This is a genomic window from Mesobacillus selenatarsenatis SF-1 (assembly GCF_000813125.1).
Lineage (GTDB): Bacteria > Bacillota > Bacilli > Bacillales > Cytobacillaceae > Mesobacillus > Mesobacillus selenatarsenatis.
On record NZ_BASE01000054.1, the window covers coordinates 123689 to 145382 of the forward strand.

General features: G+C 44.1%; 28 protein-coding genes. 20 read left to right on the forward strand and 8 right to left on the reverse strand.

Annotated elements, in window-relative coordinates; all coding sequences use genetic code 11:
• Positions 1-8: 8 nt before the first annotated feature.
• The 4 genes from TY49_RS11950 to thrB all read left to right on the forward strand — a co-directional run bounded on the left by TY49_RS11950 (position 9) and on the right by thrB (position 4507).
• Entirely contained in the window at positions 9-986 is a 978-nt protein-coding gene (locus TY49_RS11950) for a 2-hydroxyacid dehydrogenase (RefSeq protein ID WP_041966133.1), read from the forward strand.
• A 229-nt stretch (positions 987-1215) separates the two neighbouring features.
• Positions 1216-2514, forward strand: coding sequence for a homoserine dehydrogenase (locus tag TY49_RS11955; RefSeq protein WP_041966134.1), 1299 nt, complete (start codon positions 1216-1218; stop codon positions 2512-2514).
• On the forward strand, positions 2511-3572 hold the full coding sequence (gene thrC / locus TY49_RS11960) for a threonine synthase (RefSeq protein ID WP_041966135.1): 1062 nt from the start codon (positions 2511-2513) through the stop codon (positions 3570-3572). Before TY49_RS11955 ends, thrC begins: the two co-directional genes overlap by 4 nt.
• Positions 3569-4507, forward strand: coding sequence for a homoserine kinase (gene thrB / locus TY49_RS11965; RefSeq protein WP_041966136.1), 939 nt, complete (start codon positions 3569-3571; stop codon positions 4505-4507). The genes thrC and thrB overlap by 4 nt, the downstream gene beginning before the upstream one ends.
• A gap of 278 nt (positions 4508-4785) precedes the next feature.
• Here the strand turns inward: thrB and TY49_RS11970 are convergent, their stop codons facing one another.
• On the reverse strand, positions 4786-5022 hold the full coding sequence (locus TY49_RS11970; RefSeq protein ID WP_041966137.1) for a NifU family protein: 237 nt from the start codon (positions 5020-5022) through the stop codon (positions 4786-4788).
• Positions 5023-5174: 152 nt separating this feature from the next.
• Between TY49_RS11970 and TY49_RS11975 the strand changes: the two genes are divergently transcribed.
• Together TY49_RS11975 and TY49_RS11980 are read left to right on the forward strand one after the other, a co-directional pair.
• The gene (locus TY49_RS11975) at positions 5175-5501 is read left to right on the forward strand and encodes a YuzD family protein (RefSeq protein ID WP_041966138.1); all 327 of its coding nucleotides are present in this window, start codon (positions 5175-5177) and stop codon (positions 5499-5501) included.
• Positions 5482-5826 carry a hypothetical protein gene (locus TY49_RS11980; protein WP_041966139.1) on the forward strand — a complete coding sequence of 115 codons (345 nt, stop codon included), beginning with the start codon at positions 5482-5484 and terminating at the stop codon, positions 5824-5826. Before TY49_RS11975 ends, TY49_RS11980 begins: the two co-directional genes overlap by 20 nt.
• On the opposite strand, the gene TY49_RS11985 is transcribed toward TY49_RS11980, so the two are convergent.
• The gene (locus TY49_RS11985) at positions 5814-6881 is read right to left on the reverse strand and encodes an NAD(P)/FAD-dependent oxidoreductase (protein ID WP_041966140.1); all 1068 of its coding nucleotides are present in this window, start codon (positions 6879-6881) and stop codon (positions 5814-5816) included. The genes TY49_RS11980 and TY49_RS11985 overlap by 13 nt on opposite strands.
• 245 nt (positions 6882-7126) lie before the next feature.
• On the opposite strand from TY49_RS11985, the gene TY49_RS11990 reads away from it, so the two are divergent.
• Entirely contained in the window at positions 7127-7366 is a 240-nt protein-coding gene (locus TY49_RS11990; protein ID WP_041966141.1) for a YuzB family protein, read from the forward strand.
• A 69-nt stretch (positions 7367-7435) separates the two neighbouring features.
• Here the strand turns inward: TY49_RS11990 and TY49_RS11995 are convergent, their stop codons facing one another.
• Positions 7436-8128 (reverse strand): DUF2225 domain-containing protein, encoded by a 693-nt coding sequence (locus tag TY49_RS11995; RefSeq protein ID WP_041966142.1) that lies wholly within the window; start codon positions 8126-8128, stop codon positions 7436-7438.
• A gap of 163 nt (positions 8129-8291) precedes the next feature.
• On the opposite strand from TY49_RS11995, the gene TY49_RS12000 reads away from it, so the two are divergent.
• Complete coding sequence (locus TY49_RS12000; RefSeq protein WP_041966143.1) at positions 8292-8654, forward strand: HesB/IscA family protein; 363 nt, start codon at positions 8292-8294, stop codon at positions 8652-8654.
• 60 nt (positions 8655-8714) lie between these two features.
• Here TY49_RS12000 and TY49_RS12005 read toward each other — a convergent pair whose 3' ends face one another.
• Positions 8715-9710: an NAD(P)/FAD-dependent oxidoreductase gene (locus TY49_RS12005; protein WP_041966144.1), complete on the reverse strand. Its 996-nt coding sequence runs from the start codon at positions 9708-9710 to the stop codon at positions 8715-8717.
• A 375-nt stretch (positions 9711-10085) separates the two neighbouring features.
• Between TY49_RS12005 and TY49_RS12010 the strand changes: the two genes are divergently transcribed.
• From TY49_RS12010 to spsC, 5 genes are all read left to right on the forward strand, one after another.
• Entirely contained in the window at positions 10086-11303 is a 1218-nt protein-coding gene (locus TY49_RS12010) for an NAD(P)/FAD-dependent oxidoreductase (protein ID WP_041966168.1), read from the forward strand.
• 184 nt (positions 11304-11487) lie between these two features.
• Positions 11488-11970 carry an NUDIX domain-containing protein gene (locus tag TY49_RS12015; RefSeq protein WP_041966145.1) on the forward strand — a complete coding sequence of 161 codons (483 nt, stop codon included), beginning with the start codon at positions 11488-11490 and terminating at the stop codon, positions 11968-11970.
• 156 nt (positions 11971-12126) lie between these two features.
• Positions 12127-12252 (forward strand): YuiA family protein, encoded by a 126-nt coding sequence (locus tag TY49_RS24995; protein ID WP_158651598.1) that lies wholly within the window; start codon positions 12127-12129, stop codon positions 12250-12252.
• A gap of 142 nt (positions 12253-12394) precedes the next feature.
• Positions 12395-12715, forward strand: coding sequence for a YuiB family protein (locus tag TY49_RS12020; protein ID WP_232310446.1), 321 nt, complete (start codon positions 12395-12397; stop codon positions 12713-12715).
• A 184-nt stretch (positions 12716-12899) separates the two neighbouring features.
• Complete coding sequence (spsC, locus tag TY49_RS12025) at positions 12900-13610, forward strand: stationary phase survival protein SpsC (RefSeq protein WP_041966147.1); 711 nt, start codon at positions 12900-12902, stop codon at positions 13608-13610.
• A gap of 42 nt (positions 13611-13652) precedes the next feature.
• Here the strand turns inward: spsC and TY49_RS12030 are convergent, their stop codons facing one another.
• Entirely contained in the window at positions 13653-14420 is a 768-nt protein-coding gene (locus TY49_RS12030) for a cobalamin-binding protein (protein ID WP_041966148.1), read from the reverse strand.
• 15 nt (positions 14421-14435) lie between these two features.
• Positions 14436-14909: a divergent PAP2 family protein gene (locus TY49_RS12035; protein WP_041966149.1), complete on the reverse strand. Its 474-nt coding sequence runs from the start codon at positions 14907-14909 to the stop codon at positions 14436-14438.
• A gap of 124 nt (positions 14910-15033) precedes the next feature.
• Between TY49_RS12035 and TY49_RS12040 the strand changes: the two genes are divergently transcribed.
• The 5 genes from TY49_RS12040 to ymaG all read left to right on the forward strand — a co-directional run bounded on the left by TY49_RS12040 (position 15034) and on the right by ymaG (position 19560).
• A complete protein-coding gene (locus TY49_RS12040; protein ID WP_041966150.1) occupies positions 15034-15411 on the forward strand; it encodes a DUF309 domain-containing protein in 378 nt (125 codons plus the stop codon).
• Positions 15412-15515: 104 nt separating this feature from the next.
• Positions 15516-17018, forward strand: a complete 1503-nt coding sequence (locus TY49_RS12045) for a leucyl aminopeptidase (protein ID WP_041966151.1) — start codon at positions 15516-15518, stop codon at positions 17016-17018.
• A 255-nt stretch (positions 17019-17273) separates the two neighbouring features.
• Positions 17274-18587, forward strand: coding sequence for a Na+/H+ antiporter family protein (locus TY49_RS12050; protein WP_041966152.1), 1314 nt, complete (start codon positions 17274-17276; stop codon positions 18585-18587).
• A 93-nt stretch (positions 18588-18680) separates the two neighbouring features.
• Entirely contained in the window at positions 18681-19277 is a 597-nt protein-coding gene (locus TY49_RS12055; protein WP_041966153.1) for a sulfite oxidase-like oxidoreductase, read from the forward strand.
• Between the two features lie 94 nt (positions 19278-19371).
• Positions 19372-19560 carry an inner spore coat protein YmaG gene (gene ymaG / locus TY49_RS12060; protein ID WP_041966154.1) on the forward strand — a complete coding sequence of 63 codons (189 nt, stop codon included), beginning with the start codon at positions 19372-19374 and terminating at the stop codon, positions 19558-19560.
• Positions 19561-19615: 55 nt separating this feature from the next.
• Here ymaG and TY49_RS12065 read toward each other — a convergent pair whose 3' ends face one another.
• Positions 19616-19975 carry a YuzC family spore coat inner layer protein gene (locus TY49_RS12065; RefSeq protein WP_041966155.1) on the reverse strand — a complete coding sequence of 120 codons (360 nt, stop codon included), beginning with the start codon at positions 19973-19975 and terminating at the stop codon, positions 19616-19618.
• A 204-nt stretch (positions 19976-20179) separates the two neighbouring features.
• Here TY49_RS12065 and TY49_RS12070 point away from each other — a divergent pair, with 204 nt between their 5' ends.
• Positions 20180-20812 (forward strand): DedA family protein, encoded by a 633-nt coding sequence (locus TY49_RS12070; RefSeq protein ID WP_041966156.1) that lies wholly within the window; start codon positions 20180-20182, stop codon positions 20810-20812.
• 53 nt (positions 20813-20865) lie between these two features.
• Here TY49_RS12070 and TY49_RS12075 read toward each other — a convergent pair whose 3' ends face one another.
• On the reverse strand, positions 20866-21048 hold the full coding sequence (locus tag TY49_RS12075) for a hypothetical protein (protein ID WP_041966157.1): 183 nt from the start codon (positions 21046-21048) through the stop codon (positions 20866-20868).
• A gap of 103 nt (positions 21049-21151) precedes the next feature.
• Between TY49_RS12075 and TY49_RS12080 the strand changes: the two genes are divergently transcribed.
• A complete protein-coding gene (locus tag TY49_RS12080; RefSeq protein WP_041966158.1) occupies positions 21152-21538 on the forward strand; it encodes a PaaI family thioesterase in 387 nt (128 codons plus the stop codon).
• The last annotated feature ends 156 nt before the right edge of the window (positions 21539-21694 follow it).

The window sequence follows — 21694 nt, forward strand, 5'->3', positions numbered from 1 at the left end:
GTTAGACTATGAAACCGTATGTTTATATCACCAGGAAGTTGCCTGAAGAAACAATTGTGGATCTCACCGAGCTTTTTGAAGTGAAAATGTGGGATCATGAAGATATCCCTGCACCTAGGGAAGTTATTTTAAAAGAAGCCCAAAAAGCCAGCGCTTTAATCACAATGCTCTCTGACAAAGTCGACGAGGAAGTGTTATCAGCAGGTGAAAGCCTCAAAGTGGTCGCAAATCTGGCAGTCGGCTTTGACAATATTGACCTTGAAGCAGCAACAAAGCGTGGAATCATCGTTACGAACACACCTGACGTGCTGACAGAGACAACAGCAGACCTTACCTTTTCCTTGCTGATGGCATCCGCAAGACGTATAGTCGAAGCGGCGGAATATATAAAGGCTGGCAAGTGGGGAGGCTGGAGTCCGTACCTGCTTGCTGGGCATGATGTTTTTGGCAAGACAATCGGGATTGTCGGTATGGGTAAAATCGGTGAAGCGGTCGCTCGCAGGGCCAAAGGCTTCGGGATGGAGATCCTTTACCATAACCGCTCACAAAAACATGAGGCTGAAAAAGAACTGTGCGCTGTCTACAGTTCTTTCGAGGATCTTGTGACGAAAGCTGATTTTGTAGTGTCACTTGCTCCATTGACTGAGGAAACGAGAAATCTTTTTACCGCCGATGTCTTTGCGAAAATGAAAAAAAACGCGATTTTCATCAATGCAGGCCGCGGCCCGGTTATGGACGAGCAGGCTTTATACGATGCGCTTAAAAATGGTGAGATTGCGGCAGCAGGACTCGACGTCTTTGAAAAAGAGCCAATTTCCGCTGACCATCCGCTGCTGGAACTGCCAAACGTAACTGCGATCCCGCACATTGGCAGTGCAAGCACTGAAACCAGGACAACCATGATCAAGCTGTGCGGTGCAAATGTTAAAGCTGTCCTGACTGGCGACAGCCCAAAGACAATCGTTAACAAAGAAGTGCTTCAATAATCTACAAATCCTTCCCTTATGAACGGGAAGGATTTTTTTAATATGGAAAAACTTTTAATATAATCAAAATTTTTATAATTTTTTACACTTAGAGCCACATAGGATTAAGCGTTTACACAGGAAAAGTACCCTAAATATTCCTTGTAAAAGCTGTTTCTGGTATTTATAATGTCTACTATACAAAAACAAATGTACATTTGAAACAGACACAAAGAGAGGGGAAAAGAAAATGCAGGCAATCTCGGTTGGACTTCTAGGTTTGGGAACAGTAGGGTCAGGTGTGGTTAGGATTATTGAAAACCACCAGGATAAATTGATGCACCAGGTTGGGTGCCCGATTAAAGTGAAGAAAATCCTCGTACAGGATGTTGAAAAAGAAAGGTCGGTAAAAGTGGACCCATCACTCCTGACGGTGAATCCAGCTGATATTATGGAAGACCCGGAGATTGAAGTGGTAATCGAGGTCATGGGCGGGATTGAAGATACTCGGGAACACTTGATTCAGGCATTAAGGAGCAAAAAGAATATTGTGACGGCAAACAAGGACTTGATGGCCGTCCACGGTTCCGAGCTTTTAACAGTGGCCAATGAAAATGGCTGCGACCTCTTTTTTGAAGCGAGTGTCGCCGGAGGAATCCCAATCCTGCGCAGTCTGGTGGATGGCCTTGCCTCTGACAGAATCACAAAGATGATGGGGATTGTGAATGGCACAACAAACTACATTTTAACGAAAATGAGCCAGGAGGGACTGGCATATGATAGCGTGTTAAAGGAAGCGCAGCAGCTCGGGTACGCGGAGGCAAACCCTGCATCTGACGTAGAAGGACTGGATGCGGCTCGAAAAATGGCGATCATGGCATCACTAGGGTTTTCAATGAAGATTGATCTTGATGATGTCAAATTCAAAGGAATAACTACTGTAACTGAAGAGGACCTACAATATGGGAAGCAGCTGGGGTATACGATGAAACTGCTCGGCATCGCCGTTCTTGACGGCGATAAGGTCGAGGTGTGCGTTGAGCCGGCATTGCTGCCATCAACCCACCCGCTTGCGTCTGTCAATAATGAGTACAATGCGGTGTATGTGTATGGAGAAGCAGTCGGGGAGACAATGTTTTACGGTCCTGGAGCTGGAAGCTTGCCAACTGCCACAGCTGTAGTCTCAGATCTTGTAGGCGTCGTCAAGAACATGCGCCTCGGAGTAAACGGCAGTTCTTTTGTCACTCCGCAGTATGAGAAACAGCTTAAAGATGATGGAGAAGTGAATTCAAAGCACTTCCTGCGTCTCCACGTCCATGACGAAGTCGGAGTTTTCTCAAAAATCACATCTCTTTTCGCAAGCCATAACGTCAGCTTTGAGAAAATCCTCCAGATGCCTTTGAAGGAAAAGGAGCTTGCGGAGATTGTGGTCGTTACGCATCAAGCCTCCTTGAAGGATTACCAGGATATTCTAATGGAGCTGCGTGACCTAAAGTTTGTGAAGGATGTCAAAAGCTCATACAGGGTCGAAGGAAGTGTCGGAGCATGAGATGGCGGGGGCTGTTAAGTGAATACCGTGAATACTTGCCAGTCAATGCCGAGACACCATTGCTCACCCTGCATGAGGGCAATACCCCGCTGATCAGGCTTGACCAGCTATCAGAGAAATGGGGAGTCGATTTATACGTAAAAGTAGAAGGAGTGAATCCTACCGGCTCTTTTAAAGATAGAGGGATGGTCATGGCAGTCGCCAAAGCTAAGGAGGCAGGAAGTGACACTGTGATCTGCGCTTCAACTGGCAATACTTCCGCCTCCGCGGCTGCTTATGCAGCAAGAGCAGGATTAAGATGCATCGTCGTCATCCCTGAAGGGAAAATCGCGATGGGCAAACTTGCACAGGCCGTGATGTATGGTGCAAGTATTGTTTCAATTGAAGGAAACTTTGATGAAGCGTTAAAAATGGTCAGGGCAATCAGTGAAACAGAACCGGTCACCCTCGTGAATTCAGTCAATCCTTACCGGCTTGAAGGACAAAAAACCGCCGCGTTTGAAATTTGTGACCAGCTGGGCGGCACACCTGACATCCTCGCGATCCCGGTGGGTAATGCCGGCAATATCAGCGCATATTGGAAAGGATTCAAAGAATACGATTCCAGTAAACGCACTGGTTTGCCGCGGATGTTCGGCTTTGAGGCGGAAGGAGCGGCTGCGATTGTAAAGGGACAGCCGATCGCACATCCTGAAACAATCGCGACGGCAATCCGCATTGGCAACCCGGCAAGCTGGGATCTTGCCGTCGCAGCGCGTGACGAATCAGAAGGCAAAATCGATTTCGTCTCAGATGACGAAATTTTACAAGCCTACAGCAAACTGGCGAGCACGGAAGGGATTTTCGCTGAACCAGGATCTTGCGCATCGCTTGCAGGGATTCATAAACTTTTACAGCGAGGAGAAATTCCTTCTGGATCCAGAATAGTTGCCGTACTGACCGGAAATGGGTTGAAAGATCCTTCAACCGCTATCGACATCAGCTCGATTTCACCAGTGCTGCTTCCAAATGACGAGAGGATCGTCAGCGACTATATCAGGGGAGTTGTCCGGCAATGAAGGGAGTCGAGGAGCCATTAGCTGCTGCTGAGATAGCGAGGGGGCAAGTCCTTTCAGTAAAAGTTCCGGCCAGCTCAGCGAACCTGGGCCCAGGTTTTGACTCCCTAGGCGTCGCTTTGAATCTCTACATGGAAGTCCAGGCTGAACAAAGTGATAAATGGAAGGTTACGCCTTTATCTCATTCATTAACAGGTTTCCCTAGTGATGAAAAAAATTTCATTTGCCAGATTGCGATGAAAACAGCTGAAATGTACAAGCAGGAAATGCCTTCGCTCCATGTCTATGTAAAAAGCGAGATCCCGCTTGCGAGAGGACTTGGTTCCAGTGCAGCGGCGATTGTCGCAGGAGTGGAACTGGCCAATGAATTCTGCGGCTTACAATTGACACGTTCTGAAAAACTGGCAGCCGCCACTCTGTTCGAAGGTCATCCTGATAATGCCGGTGCGAGCCTGTTTGGAGGCGTCGTAGTTGGCAGCCAACTCGGGGATGAGGTTGATTTAACCGTTCTTGACCAGATTCATTTTGATCCGATTCTTGTTGTTCCTAAAGATGAGTTGCTGACAGAAACGTCACGTGATGTCCTACCCGCAGTGATCGATTTTCAGCGAAGTGTCCAGGCAAGTGCAGTAGCTAATCAGTTGCTTGCCGCCCTGATGACACAGAATTGGGCCCTCGCAGGTAAGATGATGAGCGCTGATTTGTTCCATCAGCCGTATAGGAAAGCACTTGTGCCTTTTTTTGAAAATGTGGAGGAAAAGGCCATTCAATCAGGAGCATTCGGAGTTGCATTGAGCGGAGCGGGACCATCCATTATGTGCCTTGCTGAACCCGGCAAAGGAGAAACAGTAGCGGAAAAATTGAGACAGCATCTAGTGGGGTTGGAGGTCTTCAGATTGCAGATTGATAAGGAAGGATGCAGGTCATCAGTTAGGTGATGATTTTTGAAAATCGGTCCTCTCAAAAGGCTGTTTTCGTAAATATTGTTGTTAAAATCCTAAAGCCGATTTTAACGTAATATACACCCATTTTGCAGGTCGGTATTAAGTTTGCATGCTCTTTTCTCATAAGAAGCGTCAACTTTACGAAGGAATATAGGTAATTCAATCAAATTTTGTATTCAATAGCAAAGAAGTTTGAGAAAAGAGCCTCTCAAAAAGAGCCTTAAAAAAAAGCGGTTTTGCCTATTTGGCAAAACCGCTTTATTATTGGTTAATTAGAATACCTGTTCAACCTCAACGACACCAGGTACTTCTTCTAAAAGTGCGCGTTCAATTCCAGCTTTAAGCGTGATTGTGGAGCTCGGGCAGCTACCGCATGCACCCAGCAGGCGAAGTTTAACAATGCCATCCTCAATATCAACTAGTTCGCAGTCTCCACCATCGCGAAGAAGGAATGGACGCAATTTATCTAATACTTCCTGTACTTGCTCAAACATTTGCTGTTCAGTCATGCAAATCGACTCCTTTCATAATACTTATTATAATCTTATCGGCCGGAAAAATCTATCCAATAAAACCGAAAAACCAGTGAACACAGTTTTTTCCTTATGCATCTTTTTCATCGTATAGTAAAATAAAAGAAAATAACAGGGGGTAATTGATAATGGAACGTAAAGAGGTAGAAATCGTCGTTTATGGTGCAGAAGTATTGTGCCCAAGCTGTGTGAACCTGCCATCCTCAAAAGAAACGTATGAATGGCTCGAAGCCGCGATCAGCCGCAAATATGCAGACCAGCCATTCAAAATTGTTTATGTTGATATCCACAATCCTCCATCAGAGGAAGACAAAAAGAATTACGCTGAAAAAGTAATTGAAGAAGACATGTTCTACCCTGTCGTCCTGCTCGAAGGCAAGCTCGTCGGCGAAGGAAACCCGAAATTGAAAACAATTTACGCAGAATTAGAGAAATATGGGTACGTTCCAGCGTAAAGCATTCCAATTTGGAGTGCTTTTTCTAATTGTAGGGTTGAGTTGCAGCCTAATTGTGGTGTTATCGAATGAAGCAAAACACTTTATTGGCGAAGTTCACAACTTTATTGGCGATTTTTTTATTTTATTGGCGATTTTGAAAATATATTGGCGAAAATCAAATTTTATTGGCGGTTTTCACAATTTTATTGGCGAACTGGAAAATTTCATTGATTTTTACCAGTTTGAGACTCGAGAAAAACCACGATTCCAAATTTTCGAAGTTCTAAAATATACAAATAAAAAACCGGGCATCGCCCGGTTTCCAACACATCACCCATTATGATATTTATACATCCACAAAATCCCTGATTTCAGCAAGCGTGCGACGCGGCCGGTAATCGGGCGTTCGGCGACTAGTCCGAAGCCGTGCTTTTTGCCGAGTGAGCCGATGACACCTTTGAGCTTGATCGGTGGGAATGATTCAGGTGGTTCTTCGCCTTTCCAGCGTTTTTGTAAAACCTGGACGATTTGTTCTGCCTGGCCTTCTGCAAGCTGTGCACTTGGTGCGTGAGGAAGGCTAGCACAATCTCCGACTATATAAACCTTTTCATAGCCTGGCAGATTATGTTGTGGAGTAACCACTGCGCGGCCCATGCTGTCTTTCTCAACGTCCATCTCGCGGACAAGTCGATTCGCCTGGATGCCGGCTGTCCAAACGATAGCGTCACATACAATCGGCTCATCGTGGTTATAGAGAACATTTTTCTGGACTTCCGTGATATTCGCGTTGTTGATGATTTCAACATTGTGATTATCGAACCAATTCTCCACATACGTGCTCAGGCGTTCAGAGAAGGCTGAGAGGATATGGTTGCCACGGTCAAAAAGCTTAATTTTCAAATCTTTGCGGCTTTCAGCCAATTCACTCGCAAGCTCAACGCCGCTTAACCCTGCACCTACGATTGCAACGGTTGAACCTGCTGGCAAATTATTAAGTGCCTGGTAGGTCGCGCGGGACTTTTCAATTGATTGGATGCTGTATGTGAACTTGTCAGCTCCTGGGACATTGTGATATTTATCTTCACAGCCGAGACCGATAATAAGGTCATCATATTGAACAAAGTCATCACCCTGGAGCTCAACCTTCTGATCCTCAAGATTGATGGCTGTTACTTCCGCATATTTTACCTGAAGGCGGGGATGCTCAGGAAATGCCACCCGGATATGCTGGTCAGAAATCGTACCTGCAGCCAGGGCATAGTATTCTGTTTTTAAACAGTGGTATGGAACACGGTCAATCAGCGTAATTGATACATCTTCCGGCAGGTCATTCGGCAGCAATTTATTAAGGACGCGCATGCCGCCATAGCCGCCGCCAAGGATAACGAGATTCTTCATGTGAATTTCCCCTTTTTAACTCTTCAGAGACAGTTAATGATGTTTTTCCAGCTCGCTCTTTAAACTCGTAAACGGATACATTTTTCGAAATTATTTTGCAATATTTTTTTGCTCAATAAATCACCATAAAAAGTATAACGAAATTGTGACAAAATAACAACAATTTTATGGATGCCCTAAGCCCGGGAAATTGACGATTTTCTATAAAAAGGTTACGATTAAAAATTAGTAGAGAGGTGAAACAAATGATTAAGCCAATCATTGAATTTTGTATCAGCAATCTAGCAAGCGGTGCCCAAAAAGCAAGGGCGGAGCTGGAGCGTGACCCTGATCTTGATGTGATTGAATACGGCTGCCTTGGTTACTGCGGGAAATGCGCACAGTCCATGTTTGCCCTTGTAAACGGTGACCCAGTAGTGGGAGATACACCCGAAGAACTAGTAGAAAATATCTATCAATATTTGGACGAGAATCCGATGTTTTAATATAGGAAGGGCTGGCATGGTAGAATCCCATTGCCAGCCCTTTTCATTTTTTTCTAAATTGGACCTAACTCACTTTCCAACCGTTTGTTCTTCACGCATCTCCTGCCAGCGATCTTTTGCCAGCTGGATGATTTGCGGTTCCACAGACTGCCTCTGCTTTTCGATTACTTTTGAGAAAAAGCGGACCGCGTCCTGCGTTTGGCCAATCCTTCTTGAGAGATCACCAATCAGATACATCAGCCGCAGCTCTGAGACTTGAGTTCCTTTATAGTCTCCGGTGCTGTACGACTCAGTATATTCTTTAAGGGCGAGTTTTAAAAAACGCATTTCCTGTTCGTGGTTATCTATTGATCGGTACAGCCAGGCAAGTCTTATGTACAACCCTGCTGAAACGATATGTTTCTCTTTTTTTAGAGTCGAGCTATAAGCTGCGAGTTTGAAAGTGTTCATAGCTTCCTGGATTGTTCGCTTATCTCCATAGTTATGATGAGCCCATTGACTGCATATTTTATCCTGGATGAGCTGTTTACCGCCCGGCGGAAAATAGTTGCTGAAATCATCGGTAAACGAGTAGCCGCAATTCGGGCAGACATTAACATAATAAAAATTAGGGTTTTCGAAACCATCGGCATAAATAGGGGCGAAATCAGTATCAAAACGGAGGACTTTCACAAAACGGGAACGCACTTTTTTGGTGGTAAAAGATTGTTCACACATTTCACAGTGATATTTTTTATCATAGAGCGGTTCTATTTGAGTCATTTTCGTCACCTACCCTTATCCCTATTATAGTATGGGTATATTATACCAAGTTAATTGGATGTTCGGTGGGAAAATATGAATATAATTCTTTTTCGGCTTGATTGGTTGAGGATTGGAAGTTGTGTGAGTATACTAATAAGAAAGGGATCAAGGAGGTTTTATCGTGGATAATATTGTGATTCTTACTGAAGATGCTGCATTGCAGGTTAAAGATATGATGAAACAAAATGAGACGGAAGACGCTTACCTTCGCGTTTCTGTAAAAGGCGGCGGCTGCAGCGGTCTATCTTATGGCATGGGTTTTGCCCATGAAGTGGAAGAAGGAGACAAACAGCTGGAGCAGCACGGCATTAAAATCCTTGTCGATAAGGACAGCGCTCCAGTGCTGAATGGCACAACAATCAGCTATAAGCAGTCTTTAATGGGCGGCGGCTTCACAATCGACAACCCGAACGCAATCGCATCATGCGGCTGTGGTTCTAGTTTCAAGACAGCGACACGCGAAGGAACACCTGAAGAATGTTAATCTAAAACAAAAAGCAAGGTCCGCGGACCTTGCTTTGTTTTATGCTTACCAGCAAAAATTCTATTTGAACATGGAAGAACTGTGAAGCGGCTGTGTCTTCGCTTTTGGATCCATGTAGGATTTTGCGTTGTTGACAGCTGTTGGAGCTTCACCGAATCCTGTCGCGATCAGCTTTACTTTGCCTTCGTATGTGCAGATATCGCCTGCAGCGTAAACGCCAGGGATATTCGTTTCCATTTTTGAGTTGACGACGATTGAGTTCTTTTCGATTTCAAGGCCCCATTCCTTGATTGGTCCAAGAGATGAAACGAAACCGAAGTTGCAGATGACCGCGTCAACGTCGACGGCTACAGTATCTTCGCCATTCGCGTCCTTAAGAACGATCTGGCTGATCTTTTCTCCATCACCAACAAGTTCAGTTGGCACATAAGGAGTCTTGATATCAACCTTTGAGTTTTGCAGGTTTTCAACACTGTGCTCATGTGCGCGGAACTTATCGCGACGGTGGACGATTGTTACTTGTTCAGCGATTGGCTCAAGCATCAATGCCCAGTCAACAGCTGAATCGCCTCCGCCTAATACCGCGACCTTTTGGCCAGCGAACTGATTCAGGTCATCTATGAAATAGTGCAGGTTCTTGCCTTCGTATTGGGCAGCGCTTTCAAGTTCAAGCCTGCGCGGCTGGAATGCACCGTTTCCTGCTGTGATAATGACTGCTTTTGTATAGTGAACTTCTTTATCAGTAGTCAGCTTAATTGTTCCATCTTCCAGCTTTTCAAGCTTTTCAACAGATTGCTCAAGAGCAGTAGCAGGCTCGAATTTCGCCATTTGCTCTTTCAGGTTGTTGATCAGCTCCTGGGCACGGACTTTTGGAAAGCCGGCAACATCGTATATGTACTTTTCAGGATAAAGTGCTGATAATTGCCCGCCCAACTGTGGCAAACTTTCAATAATCTTAACAGATGCTTGTCTCATTCCGCCGTAGAAAGCAGTGAACAGACCAGCAGGCCCCCCGCCGATAATCGTGATGTCATAAACTTTTTGATCTTCTTTCACTCCATATCCCCCTCACTATGTAGTAAAATTGCTCCAATTTTTATAATACCATAAATCGTAAAAATAAACTCCTTATCATAATAGAACATTCCTTGTGGAACAATATATTTCATAGAAAAATACCTTTATCATACTGAAAAATAGTGAAATCAGCCTATTTTCTGAATATTTCTAAGTTAACTCAATCGCTTGAAAATGCGACGCAAAAAGAATAAGATGGATGGTAGGCAATAATGTTAAGATTTTGTGACATTTTTAGGACATTTTTTTGAACATTCTAGTGAATAATATCACAAACTTATTCGGAAAAAGATGGCGGCAGATAGAGATGGGCCATTCGACCAAAAATATTTTAAAAAGGTGGAAGTGATCACTTTGAGAAAGCCAAAGATCGTAATCTTAGGAGCAGGATACGGGGGATTAATGACAGCTACCCGTTTACAAAAAGCTGTTGGAGTAAACGAGGCTGACATTGTCCTTATTAACAAAAATGATTACCACTATGAAACTACATGGCTGCATGAAGCATCGGCAGGAACTTTGCACCATGACAAAGTCCGCTATGATGTGCGTGATGTAATCGATCGCCATAAGGTTGAATTCGTCCAGGGTTCTGTCGAAGAAATCAAAATGGATGAGAAGCGTGTAATCCTCGAGAACGGTGACATTGTCTATGATTACCTTGTCATTGCCCTTGGTGCTGAACCTGAAACTTTTGGTATTAAAGGTTTGAAAGAGTATGCTTTCTCTATCGTCAACGTCAATTCAGCCAGACAAATCCGCGAGCATATCGAATATCAATTCGCAACCTACAACACGGAAGCTGAAAAGAAAGATGAGCGCCTAACAATCGTTGTTGGCGGTGCGGGCTTCACAGGAATCGAGTTCCTTGGTGAACTGACAAATCGCGTTCCTGAACTTTGCCGTGAATATGATGTAGATTACCATAAAGTAAAAATCGTTTGTGTCGAAGCGGCACCAATGGTTCTTCCTGGTTTCGACCCTGAGCTTGTCAACTATGCGGTAGCTACGCTTGAGAAAAAAGGTGTGGAATTCCGTATCGGTACGGCAATCAAAGAAGCGACTCCAGAAGGCATCATCGTTGCTAAAGGCGAAGAAGAAGTCGAAGAAATCAAAGCAGGCACAGTTGTTTGGGCAGCAGGTGTCCGTGGAAACTCTGTCATTGAAAAATCAGGAATCGAAGCAATGCGCGGACGCGTAAAAGTGCAGCCAGACCTACGCCTTCCAGGATCAGACGATGTATTCATTGTCGGCGACTGCTCATTGATCATCAACGAAGAAATCAACCGTCCATATCCTCCAACGGCACAAATCGCCATGCAGCAGGGTGAAGTATGTGCCAGGAATATTGCCGCTCTAGTCCGTGGTAAATCCGAGATGGAGACATTCACACCAGATATCAAGGGTACAGTATGTTCACTTGGTGAGGATGACGCAATTGGTGTTGCTTTCGGCAAGAAGATGGTCGGCACAAAAGCTTCCTTCATGAAAAAGATGATCGACAACCGTGCGCTTTACATGATTGGCGGTCCTTCATTGGTTCTAAAAAAAGGTAAATTCAACGTTCTATAATAGATATATGGAAACAGACTCCTACTGGGGTCTGTTTTTTATTTAATTATCTAGCTCCAGGGCTTGTCGGGGCAGAACAAGGCGCCTGCGCTTTTCTTTGCAACCAGGCGGACAGATGCAAAGACGAATCAGAATCCTATAGGTTACAATATTAGTATAAACTAGCTATTGGATGGGGAAATGAATGGGGAAACGAGAAAATGTCTGGCTTGGTGTCGCTGGTGTTGTTATTTCGGAAGCTGGGCGCTGGCTGGTCGTTAAAAAGCGCTATGGAGGTCTGAAAGGAAGCTGGTCGCTGCCAGCAGGCTTCGTAGATGAAGGGGAAACGGCCGATCAGGCAGTCCTCCGGGAAGTGAAAGAAGAAACAGGTGTGGTCTGTACAATCACAGGGCTGCTGGGTTTACGAACTGGTGTAATCCGGGAGTCCATCAGCGATAATATGCTCGTATTTCTATTGGCACCATTACCAGGTCAGAGGGTGACGGTTGAGGAAAGTGAGTTATACGATGCAAAATTCATGACATCTGACGAACTAAAAGCAGACCCCGATACCTCGCTGCTGCTACACTACCTTTTAAGTAAACCAATTGGTCAAGTTTTGTCTGGAGCGGAGGGATTGGATCCAGGCAAGCAGTTTCATTATAGTGCATATAAATTATTTTTATAATTTTCTGAAATTTTGAGGAAGTGACAGATAATTAAAGAAAATATATGATGTATCCGTTTTCAATGTGGTTTTTTGGTCAAATTTGAACCTTTTCAAAAACAATGAAGATCTGATATATTATCAGAAAATTCAATAATATAAAGGAGAGGTTCTCAAATGAAAATGCATACACATGATTCGAAGGAATGTCCATACTGTTCTGGTAAAGGCTATTTCCAACTGTTGCTTGGCGGTTCAGAAACGTGCACTTGCTGCAGCGGATCCGGCAAATCAAAAAAATAAGGCAATGCATCTTTGACCTTCGCAGAATGCGAGGTTTTTCTTTTTGCCTAAACATGGACCAAGGTGAAAGTCACACCATTTCATTGACTGTAAAACGGACAAACAGTAAACTAGAAATGATGTTTAATGGGGGGATATAGACATGATGACGGTTGTCACTCTGATCATTTCGATGTTATTGTTTTTTGTCCTGTTTTTCGGGATTGGGTTTTTACTGAATATGCTGTTGAGGATGTCATGGATCATGGCTGTCGTGTATCCATTGATTGCAATTTTCATTATTGATAAGTATCCGTTTATTGATTATTTCAGGAATAGCGGTGAAGCCTTCAATGATCTTGGACGGCGGCTTTCACAATTGGCAATGGCAGACATTCTGATTTTAAGCAGCGGTTTGGCAGGCGCTATTTTAGCGGGTATAGTCATCAGGCTTTTGCGAAAAAAAGGATATCAAATGTTCTAATACAAGAAACCTTCAATATTTGGAGGTTTTTTTTGTGCATAAAATCGAATGTATGTTGGATACTAAAAGTAATATTTTACTTTTAATGGAAGTGTAAATAGGTCTTTTGGCACTTTTTTGCTCCTTTTGGAATATTTCTTGTTTCGTTGGGAAATTAATAGATTTGGGAGGAGTGAAAAATTATATGAATATTTTAAAAATGTGGGCCAGACGCTCAGCGATGGCAGTTTTATTTTTTGCTGCTATAACTTCTACGTTTCAATCTATTTCGGGAGTTGAAGCTTCTACTGTATCTACATATGTTTTTGATAACTCGGGAATCCAACAAGAGGATAACGCAAGTACTGATCATACAAAGAAATCCATAGGACTTGCTTTTAAGTTTTTGAAAAAAGTATCTGACTTCACGACTAAAATTTCTTCAAGTGAAAAGGTTGCCGGAAAGCAGCCCACACTTGAGGAATCACTGAACTGGTCACAATACCCGACAAAGAAAATTATAGCGACAGGGTATACTGCCGGTATTGAATCGACGGGCAAAAACCCTGGGCATCCTGGGTATGGAATCACTTATTCTGGTGTAAAAGTTAAACGTGACTTATATTCAACTGTCGCGGCTGATTTAAACGTATTCCCGATTGGGACAATCCTTTTCATCCCGGGATATGGATTCGGTGTTGTTGCCGATAAAGGTGGCGCAATCAAAGGGAATAAGGTCGACCTTTACTATGATACGGTCAAAGATGTATACGAACAGTGGGGTAAAAAGACATTGGATGTATATGTAATCGAAATGGGCAATGGTAAGCTGACAGAAGAAGATTTAAAAGCCCTTAATGAGAATGAATCGATGCAAGTTTTCCGCCAGCAGTATATAAGCGGTAAAAAATCATAAAAGTTTAGGCACTTTCCGGTGATTGGAAAGTGCCTTTTGTCATTAGTTATGGATAAGGTGATGCAGTTTTTCCAGGCCTTCCAAAAGCCGTGGTGACGGACGGCAATATAGTTCTTCTTCGAGAATCAGGATCCGGTCATTTTTGACAGCATCAAGTTCTTCCCAGCCAGGCCTGTTTGTGATCAATTCCTTCTTCACCTTTTGCTTCCTGACACCGACCCAGGCGACGCATATATAATCCGGATTTCGTGATTTCACATCATTCCAGTCCGTTTGCACGCTTGCGAGCTCAACGTCTTTGAAAAGATTTTCGGCACCGGCAGCCTCGGATATCTCGGTCAGCCAGTTAATGCTGCCAGGAGTGAAAACGGGTTTTGGCCACCATTCCCAGTAAAGTTTCGGTCTCCAATCGGCATTGGCGGATTCTTGCTTGATGTTCTCAAGCCTGCTCCTGAACTGGGCTGCTGCTTCCTGGCCGCGATCCGGCATGTTCAGGGCATTTGCCGTTATTATCAAATCATTCTCAATATCCGCCAACGATTGCGGATTCAATATGATGTGTGGAATGTTGCGTGCTGTCAAACCTTCAATGTTTTTTTCCATCCCTGGAACACTTAATGAGGCAAGGACGAGGTCTGGCTTCAATTCCTCGACGAGGTCAAGGTCGATCGATAAATCGGGACCGAGCTGGGGAAGTGATTTTACCGAATCAGGCCAGTCTGAAAAATCATCGACTCCAACAAGGAGATCAGTCAGTCCTAAGTATTCCATGATTTCAGTATTGCTGGGACATAAAGAAATGACTCTCATGTGATTCACCCGCTTTTATAGTAAATAGTGCAGCAGTAAGGTCAAGATTACACCTGTCAATCCTCCAAAGAACACTTCGATCGGTTTGTGGCCGAGCAATTCTTTCAATTCTTTTTGCTTTTCCTTTTCAGGCTTATCCTGCCAGCCTTTTGCCTCCTGTGCGAATCGGCCGAAATCAGCTACAAGCTGGTTCAAAACGATGGCCTGCTCGCCTGCCTGCCTGCGGACACCTGATGCATCAAACATCGTGATAATCGCAAAAACAGCGGCGACCGCGAAAACGGCTGAACCCATTCCCGTTTCAAGCGCTACACCTGTAGCCAATGCTGTGACAGCTGCCGAGTGGGAACTTGGCATTCCGCCTGTGCTTGTCAAAAGCGACCAATCGATTTTCCTCGTCGCAATATATTGAATTGGAACCTTTACGAACTGCGCGAAAAATATTGCAGCAAGCGAAGCCCATAATGGGAAATTCGTTAATAATTCCATGGCTGTTCCCCCTCATTCTAAAAAAGTACCTTTTAAAGTAATACCCAAGTTTAATTATAACATTACAGCTAATTTTCAAGGTCTGATAAAATAGTTTTAATACTTCAAGATGGAGGTGAAGAATTTGACGGACTACCCAGATGAGTATTATGAGTTCTTTGTTAAATTCAACGAAGGGGATTATTATACCTGCCATGACTTGCTTGAAGATATGTGGATGACCGATAAAGGGAATCTGTTTTTAAAAGGCCTGCTGCAAATGAGTGTTGCCATTTACCACTACAGTTATGGGAATGTGAAGGGAGCCCGGCTGATGATGCAGGCAGCACATGACTATTTGCAAACGTACCGTCCGGTATACTGGGGACTTGATTTAGAGAAGGTTTATCCGTTCATTGAAGAGTGCCTGGGAACATTCCCAGCTGAAATCGACCGGTTGCCATACGAGGAAATTGCCGGGCTGCCAGAGCTTCCGGTTTTATATTTGTATCTTGAGGATTGAAAGTGCACTTATTGCAGGAGAAAGTACCTGTCACAAGATTAGGAAGTCGAAATATTTTAAGAGTTTCGATATAATGAAGTTATAAATATGTAGGGGTGAATGATTTGTTTAAAGTGAATGATCAATTTAATTTTTCAAACAGCCATGAGTGTCTGGTGATTGGCTTGTTCAACAAGCCGTCGGGTCTTGAAGGATTCTTGGGAGAAGCCGATGAACTTTTTGATGGGCAGCTAACAGAACTTGTCAAAAGTGGGGACATTTCAACTAAGAAAAAAGCAATTTCCAAAATACATACTTTCAGTAAAATTGGCGCAAAAAAGATTTATTTTGTCGGTCTTGGCCATGAAAAGGAATATAATTTCGAAACATTAAGGGACGCATTCGGGCGCCTGTTCAAGACGGCGAAGAATGAGAAGTGGACGGAAGCAGCCGTGCTTTTAGATACTTTTACAAGCGAAAAGTTTGAGCTTAATGATGCTGCGCATGCATTAGGTGAAGCGTTACCGATGGCTACATATGAGTTCGAAGGCTACAAGCAAAAATCAAACGAGCCTGAAAAGCGAATTGAAAGCCTGACAGTATACAGCGCAGACGAAGAGGGCGAAGTGGAAGCAGCAGTTGAAGTTGGCTATATTTTCGGAAAGGGAACGAATTCGGCTCGTACGCTCGTGAATACTCCAGGAAACCTTTTGACAGCTACAGACATGGCTGAATATGCGATGAAGCTGGCAGAGAAATATGAATTCGAAGCAGAAATTTTAGAAAAAGAAGAAATGGAAAAGCTGGGCATGGGTGCGCTTCTTGCGGTCAATCAGGGATCTTCACAGCCGCCAAAAATGATCGTCCTGAAGTATCAAGGCAAGGAAGAGTGGAAGGATGTAATTGGTCTTGTCGGCAAGGGCATCACGTTTGATACAGGCGGATACTCAATCAAAACAAAGACTGGTATCGTCGGCATGAAGTCCGATATGGGCGGGGCGGCAGCGGTTCTTGGTGCAATGGAAATCATCGGTGAACTGAAGCCTGAGCAAAACGTCGTAGCGGTTATTCCTTCAACAGACAATATGATCTCGGGCACAGCCTTCAAACCGGATGATGTCATCACATCAATGAGCGGCAAAACAATTGAAGTATTGAACACAGATGCAGAAGGACGCCTCGTGCTTGCTGACGCAATGACTTACGCGAAGCATCATGGTGCGAACTATCTAGTGGATATCGCAACCCTGACAGGCGGTGTCATTACTGCGTTAGGTCTGCATACATCCGGAGCATTGACGAACAACGAAGAGTTCTTTGAACAAGTGCTGGAGGCTTCCTATGAATCGGGAGAGCCAATCTGGCGCCTGCCATTGTTCGAGCGCGACATTGAACGTGTACGTGGCAGCAAAATCGCAGACCTGAATAATTCCCCAGGCGCAGAAGGCCATGCGATCATGGGCGGAGCGTTTGTCGGCGAATTTGCAGAAGGCACTCCATGGGTGCACCTCGACATCGCCGGAACAGCAACAACAAGCAAGGAATACGACCTTGGTCCATCAGGCGCAACCGGCGTCATGGCCCGCACACTGGCATTGCTAGTTGAAAGATTTGAAACAGGAGAATAAATTGAGTTTGAAAACCCCAAAGTCTACGCGGCTTTGGGGTTTTTCTATTTACACTTATAGCAGGTAACACACCTTTATTTATTCGCTCCTTCAAACATATTTAATTAACTCAATCCAAAAACTATTAACAAACCCATTGACACAAAAAACAAATCTATGATAATTTAATACTTGTCATTTTAATTCTCTACCGATTTACCATACTAAAGTAAAATGAGAGACAAAAATATTAAACCAACGAGAGGAGCACTTATCATGAATGCAGTTATTATTGCTGTCCTGGCGATGCTGATCCTAAGCTTGCTTCGCGTCAATGTTGTGTTGGCATTGATTGCAGGAGCGCTGATTGGCGGGCTGACAGGCGGCTTAAGTATAGAGAAGACGATTGAAGTTTTTTCAGGAGGGCTTGGCGGCAGTGCCGAGGTTGCGCTAAGTTACGCGCTGCTTGGAGGATTCGCTGTTGCCATTTCCAAGACTGGATTGCCCAATCTGATGGTTGACTGGATGATCGGAATGATTGGCAAGAACGGAGAGTCGAAAGCTAAGACGTATTCTAAAGCGATTATTGTCATTTTGATTTTAATAATGGCGATTTTCTCGCAAAACTTGATTCCGATCCACATCGCGTTTATTCCGATTTTGATTCCGCCATTGTTGATTGTCCTCAACGAACTGAAAATTGACCGCCGCTTAATTGCTTCGGTATTGACATTTGGTCTTACGGCGCCTTATATTTTGCTGCCAGTTGGATTCGGGGGTATTTTCCATGACATCCTGGTTACGAACATGGCTGACAGCGGAATGGAAATCGATAAGGCTGATATCCCGACAGCGATGCTGCTTCCGGTTGCTGGACTTGTTGTCGGATTGTTGATCGCGATTTTCGTATCTTACCGAAAGCCTAGAATCTATCAGGATTATCAAGTGGTCCAGGTAGAGAAAAGTGAGTACTCCAAAATGGGAATCATTTTCTCAATCGTTGCCATTGTTGCAGCACTTGCTGCCCAGCTTTACTTTGGATCGATGATTATCGGTGCGCTTGCTGGTATCCTTGTCGTGTACGCGAGCGGAGCGATTAAGTGGCGTGAAGCTGATAATCTTTTAACAGAAGGCATGAAGATGATGGCGTTCATCGGATTCGTCATGCTTGCTGCATTCGGTTTCGCTGACGTTCTGAAAGAAACCGGACACGTTGAAACGCTTGTAGCGCAGGCTGCTGATGCAATTGGCAATAATAAAGCCCTGGGCGCTTTGGCAATGCTTGTTGTAGGACTTCTGGTTACAATGGGAATTGGTTCTTCGTTTTCAACGATTCCTATTATCGCCACAATATTTGTACCGCTGAGCCTTCAACTTGGGTTCAGCCCGATGGCGACGATTGCGATTGTGGGAACGGCTGCTGCACTGGGTGACGCAGGTTCACCTGCCTCTGACAGTACACTTGGACCTACAGCCGGTTTGAATGCTGATACTCAGCACAACCACATCTGGGACACGGTTGTTCCGACATTCGTTCACTATAATATTCCTTTGATCATTTTCGGCTGGATTGCCGCGATGGTTTTATAATTCAGGAAATTCAAGCCGTCTTGTCTTCGGGCAGGGCGGCTCTGTTTATTTTAAAAAAGAAATTCTGTAGGATAATACAAAGGGGTGATCAATATGTATTTCGGAAAAGCGCGTAAGAAGGGCCCTTCGGACAGAGTGCCACCGAACCAAAATGTAACGACCTCTTTTCCTATCCTGCATTATGGCAATGTGCCGTATTATAAGCATCTCGATGATTGGACCTTGAAAATTTTTGGTCAAGTAGAAAACGAAGTTGTATTACGATATAAAGAGTTAATGGCCTTGCCGCAAACGACCTCTGGCAATGACATCCACTGTGTGACTGGCTGGTCAAAGCTGGACAATGTCTGGGAGGGGATATCCACTCAGGAACTAGCCAGGCTGGCCAGTCCAAAGGAAACAGCTAAATATGTCATTCTCCATGCTGAGGAAAATTGGACGACGAATCTCCCGATTGAGGATTTTCTAAAAGAAACAAGTCTGCTTGCCCATTCCCATAATGGGGCGAAGCTAACCCCGGAACATGGCTATCCATTGAGAGCCGTCATTCCGCATCTATATTTCTGGAAGAGTGCGAAGTGGATCAGAGGAATTGAGTTCTCCTCTGAAAACAAGCCTGGTTTCTGGGAAGAGAATGGCTACCATATGTATGGAGATCCATGGAAGGAACAGCGGATGACCTGGGACTAGGCTTTTTTTCTAGTGTAATGGACAAACGCCCATTCAACAGCCTCCCTGTTTGCATATGAAGTAATGTAGGCAAAGATATGAGGGAGGTAGCTTGATGTATAGAAGACCATTCTACGGTGGCAGACGCCCATTTGGTTTTGGCTTTGGAGGTCCGTTTGTTGGAGGAGTACTCGGGGGCCTTTTAGGCAGCGCACTATTATATCCACGTCCATATGGCTACGGTTACGGCGGTTTCCCGCCTTACGGCTATGGATACGGATATGGATATCCGTTTTATTATTAAATGAAAAAACAATGATATGGCCGCTGTTCAGTGAACAGCGGCTTTTTTAGCTTTCTTATAACCATCTCAGTTGTGTGATGATATGGCAGCATTCTTTGTCACCTGCATAATCCACGAAGTTCATTGTGATTCCATCTGGGTTATAAGTGATTTTTGGCTTTTTCTTAATGCCTGTTGATTGGATCATTCTTTCTACTTCCTTTTGGTTGGATTGTTGAGCGGCAGTCATTAATTCGCTGGAAAAAGAATCCGAGGAAGTTATTTTGGACATCACAAGGTTAGCGTCTTCCATTAGGGCAATTGCTTTATCAGCTGAGGTTCTGAATAGTGTTGCATTCACTTCTTGATACGGACGATCTGGGTGAGTTCCGATCCAATCAGCTATCCTATTATTATGAAAAAATAAACAATGCATAAGTAGCTACCCCTTCCTTACGGGTAAGTTTTAGACCTTTTTCAATGTATGAACATAAATCCCTAAGTATGAGGGTGGGAATAGCCAAAAGCGATTCAATAAGGAAAAAAAGAGGGTAAATAAGGCAGAAGGGAGAATTGTTATACATATTAACTTCTATCGTGAAATAGAATCGAACCAAGATGGAATGAAGGGGGGAGACCCATGGATCTGGAGCTGGTCATTAATATTATTGAAGATAATGGCTATTTGGGTTTATTTTTATGGTTATGGTTCGGGGTTTTCGTCATTCCTGTTCCCAATGAGGTTATTCTGATGACTGTAGGTCTCGCTTCGTCCAAAGGAGCATTGAACCCTATTCTTGCATTTTTGGTTACATACATGGGCATCTCTGCGGCCTTTACCTCCAGCTACCTGCTGGGGAGGATAATAGGGACAAGACTGCTTCGGGTGTTAGGGAAAAAAAAGCGTTTTGCGAATTCGATTGAATCTGCCATGAAGCTGATGGAGAAATACCATGCATTTTCATTGTCGTTGAGCTGCTTTGCTCCAGGAGTCCGCTATTTGCTGCCATTGCTTTACGGCTTTAGCAGGCTTCCTTTTAAAACCTTTGCTATTTTTGCCTATAGTGGTGCATTCGTATGGGTCTCAATCATTTTTGTGCTAGGCTATCTATTTGGAGATAAAATGGATATAGTCATGAAGTACAATAAAGAATTTTGGTTGGTCGTACTCGCTTTCGCGATGATCAGCATCATATTCGTGTACCGCCGGAGAAAAATAAGGGCTGCAGCTGTTCCTGAAGAAGTAATTCTTCAGGAAGGGCAGCAAAAATAACCCTTCCTTCAGAAACACTCTATTACTGTGAAATGCTAGGGTTGACTGTCTGGCTAAAATTCATTCCGGTGTTCGACCAAATCGATGGCCCCAAGGACAATATGGGCCAATCCGAAACCGAATAAAGTGTTTGAAACCATTTTATCGATTTTGCGATTTTGTTTCATAGCGTAACCAGCTGCTGTAACAGCAGTTCCTAACACCGCAGGAATCATGCCTTCACGAATTCGGTTCATATGGATCACCTCATTTGAATGATGCGTCCTTTTGCGAAGGACAGTATTAGTTTTTCCTGAAACCAACGTAAATTGTTTGCCAAATATAAGGAGGTAATTAAAGTTGGAACTTAACAACACACTGCTTGGCTCACTCGGAATAGAAATAACAGAACTGCAAAAAGGAAAGGTTATCGCTACAATGCCTGTCGATGACCGTACAAGGCAGCCATTTGGCCTGCTGCATGGGGGTGCCTCTGTAGCCCTGGCAGAAACGGTCGCCAGCGTTGGAGCATTCGAACTAGTCGACAAGGAAAACGAAGTGGTGGTCGGCCTTGAAATCAACGCCAACCATATAAGGGCAAAAAAGGCCGGACTGGTTACCGCTGTCGGCACTGTCCTCCACCAGGGAAAAACAACCATGGTTTGGGATATAAAAATCACCGATGAAGATGAAAAGCTTGTCTGCGTCTCAAGATGTACGATTGCTGTTATAAAACGCAGAAAATGAACCAGCCGATTTGGCTGGTTTTGTTTTTGGATGGGCTTGGAAAGGAAAGGTTCTTTAATCGGTGATAACGGCTTATTATTGTGACAGGTTTGCATGGATAGGAGCAAAAGCTGTCAAGAAAGAGCTGTTATTATGACAGGTTTGGGTGGATAGAGC

Bases quoted from the DNA above. Each gene is read 5' to 3' on its own strand.
- TY49_RS11990 (WP_041966141.1), top strand. From the start codon at position 7,127: ATGATTAAGCCAATCATTGAATTTTGTATCAGCAATCTAGCAAGCGGT.
- TY49_RS12015 (WP_041966145.1), top strand. From the start codon at position 11,488: ATGGGGAAACGAGAAAATGTCTGGCTTGGTGTCGCTGGTGTTGTTATT.
- TY49_RS12030 (WP_041966148.1), bottom strand. From the start codon at position 14,420: ATGAGAGTCATTTCTTTATGTCCCAGCAATACTGAAATCATGGAATAC.
- thrC (WP_041966135.1), top strand. From the start codon at position 2,511: ATGAGATGGCGGGGGCTGTTAAGTGAATACCGTGAATACTTGCCAGTC.
- TY49_RS12055 (WP_041966153.1), top strand. From the start codon at position 18,681: ATGTATTTCGGAAAAGCGCGTAAGAAGGGCCCTTCGGACAGAGTGCCA.
- TY49_RS11975 (WP_041966138.1), top strand. From the start codon at position 5,175: ATGGAACGTAAAGAGGTAGAAATCGTCGTTTATGGTGCAGAAGTATTG.
- TY49_RS11995 (WP_041966142.1), bottom strand. From the start codon at position 8,128: ATGACTCAAATAGAACCGCTCTATGATAAAAAATATCACTGTGAAATG.
- TY49_RS11980 (WP_041966139.1), top strand. From the start codon at position 5,482: ATGGGTACGTTCCAGCGTAAAGCATTCCAATTTGGAGTGCTTTTTCTA.
- TY49_RS11955 (WP_041966134.1), top strand. From the start codon at position 1,216: ATGCAGGCAATCTCGGTTGGACTTCTAGGTTTGGGAACAGTAGGGTCA.
- ymaG (WP_041966154.1), top strand. From the start codon at position 19,372: ATGTATAGAAGACCATTCTACGGTGGCAGACGCCCATTTGGTTTTGGC.
- thrB (WP_041966136.1), top strand. From the start codon at position 3,569: ATGAAGGGAGTCGAGGAGCCATTAGCTGCTGCTGAGATAGCGAGGGGG.
- TY49_RS12035 (WP_041966149.1), bottom strand. From the start codon at position 14,909: ATGGAATTATTAACGAATTTCCCATTATGGGCTTCGCTTGCTGCAATA.
- TY49_RS24995 (WP_158651598.1), top strand. From the start codon at position 12,127: ATGAAAATGCATACACATGATTCGAAGGAATGTCCATACTGTTCTGGT.
- TY49_RS12050 (WP_041966152.1), top strand. From the start codon at position 17,274: ATGAATGCAGTTATTATTGCTGTCCTGGCGATGCTGATCCTAAGCTTG.
- TY49_RS12075 (WP_041966157.1), bottom strand. From the start codon at position 21,048: ATGAACCGAATTCGTGAAGGCATGATTCCTGCGGTGTTAGGAACTGCT.
- spsC (WP_041966147.1), top strand. From the start codon at position 12,900: ATGAATATTTTAAAAATGTGGGCCAGACGCTCAGCGATGGCAGTTTTA.
- TY49_RS12065 (WP_041966155.1), bottom strand. From the start codon at position 19,975: ATGCATTGTTTATTTTTTCATAATAATAGGATAGCTGATTGGATCGGA.
- TY49_RS11970 (WP_041966137.1), bottom strand. From the start codon at position 5,022: ATGACTGAACAGCAAATGTTTGAGCAAGTACAGGAAGTATTAGATAAA.
- TY49_RS12020 (WP_232310446.1), top strand. From the start codon at position 12,395: ATGATGACGGTTGTCACTCTGATCATTTCGATGTTATTGTTTTTTGTC.
- TY49_RS12070 (WP_041966156.1), top strand. From the start codon at position 20,180: ATGGATCTGGAGCTGGTCATTAATATTATTGAAGATAATGGCTATTTG.
- TY49_RS11950 (WP_041966133.1), top strand. From the start codon at position 9: ATGAAACCGTATGTTTATATCACCAGGAAGTTGCCTGAAGAAACAATT.
- TY49_RS11985 (WP_041966140.1), bottom strand. From the start codon at position 6,881: ATGAAGAATCTCGTTATCCTTGGCGGCGGCTATGGCGGCATGCGCGTC.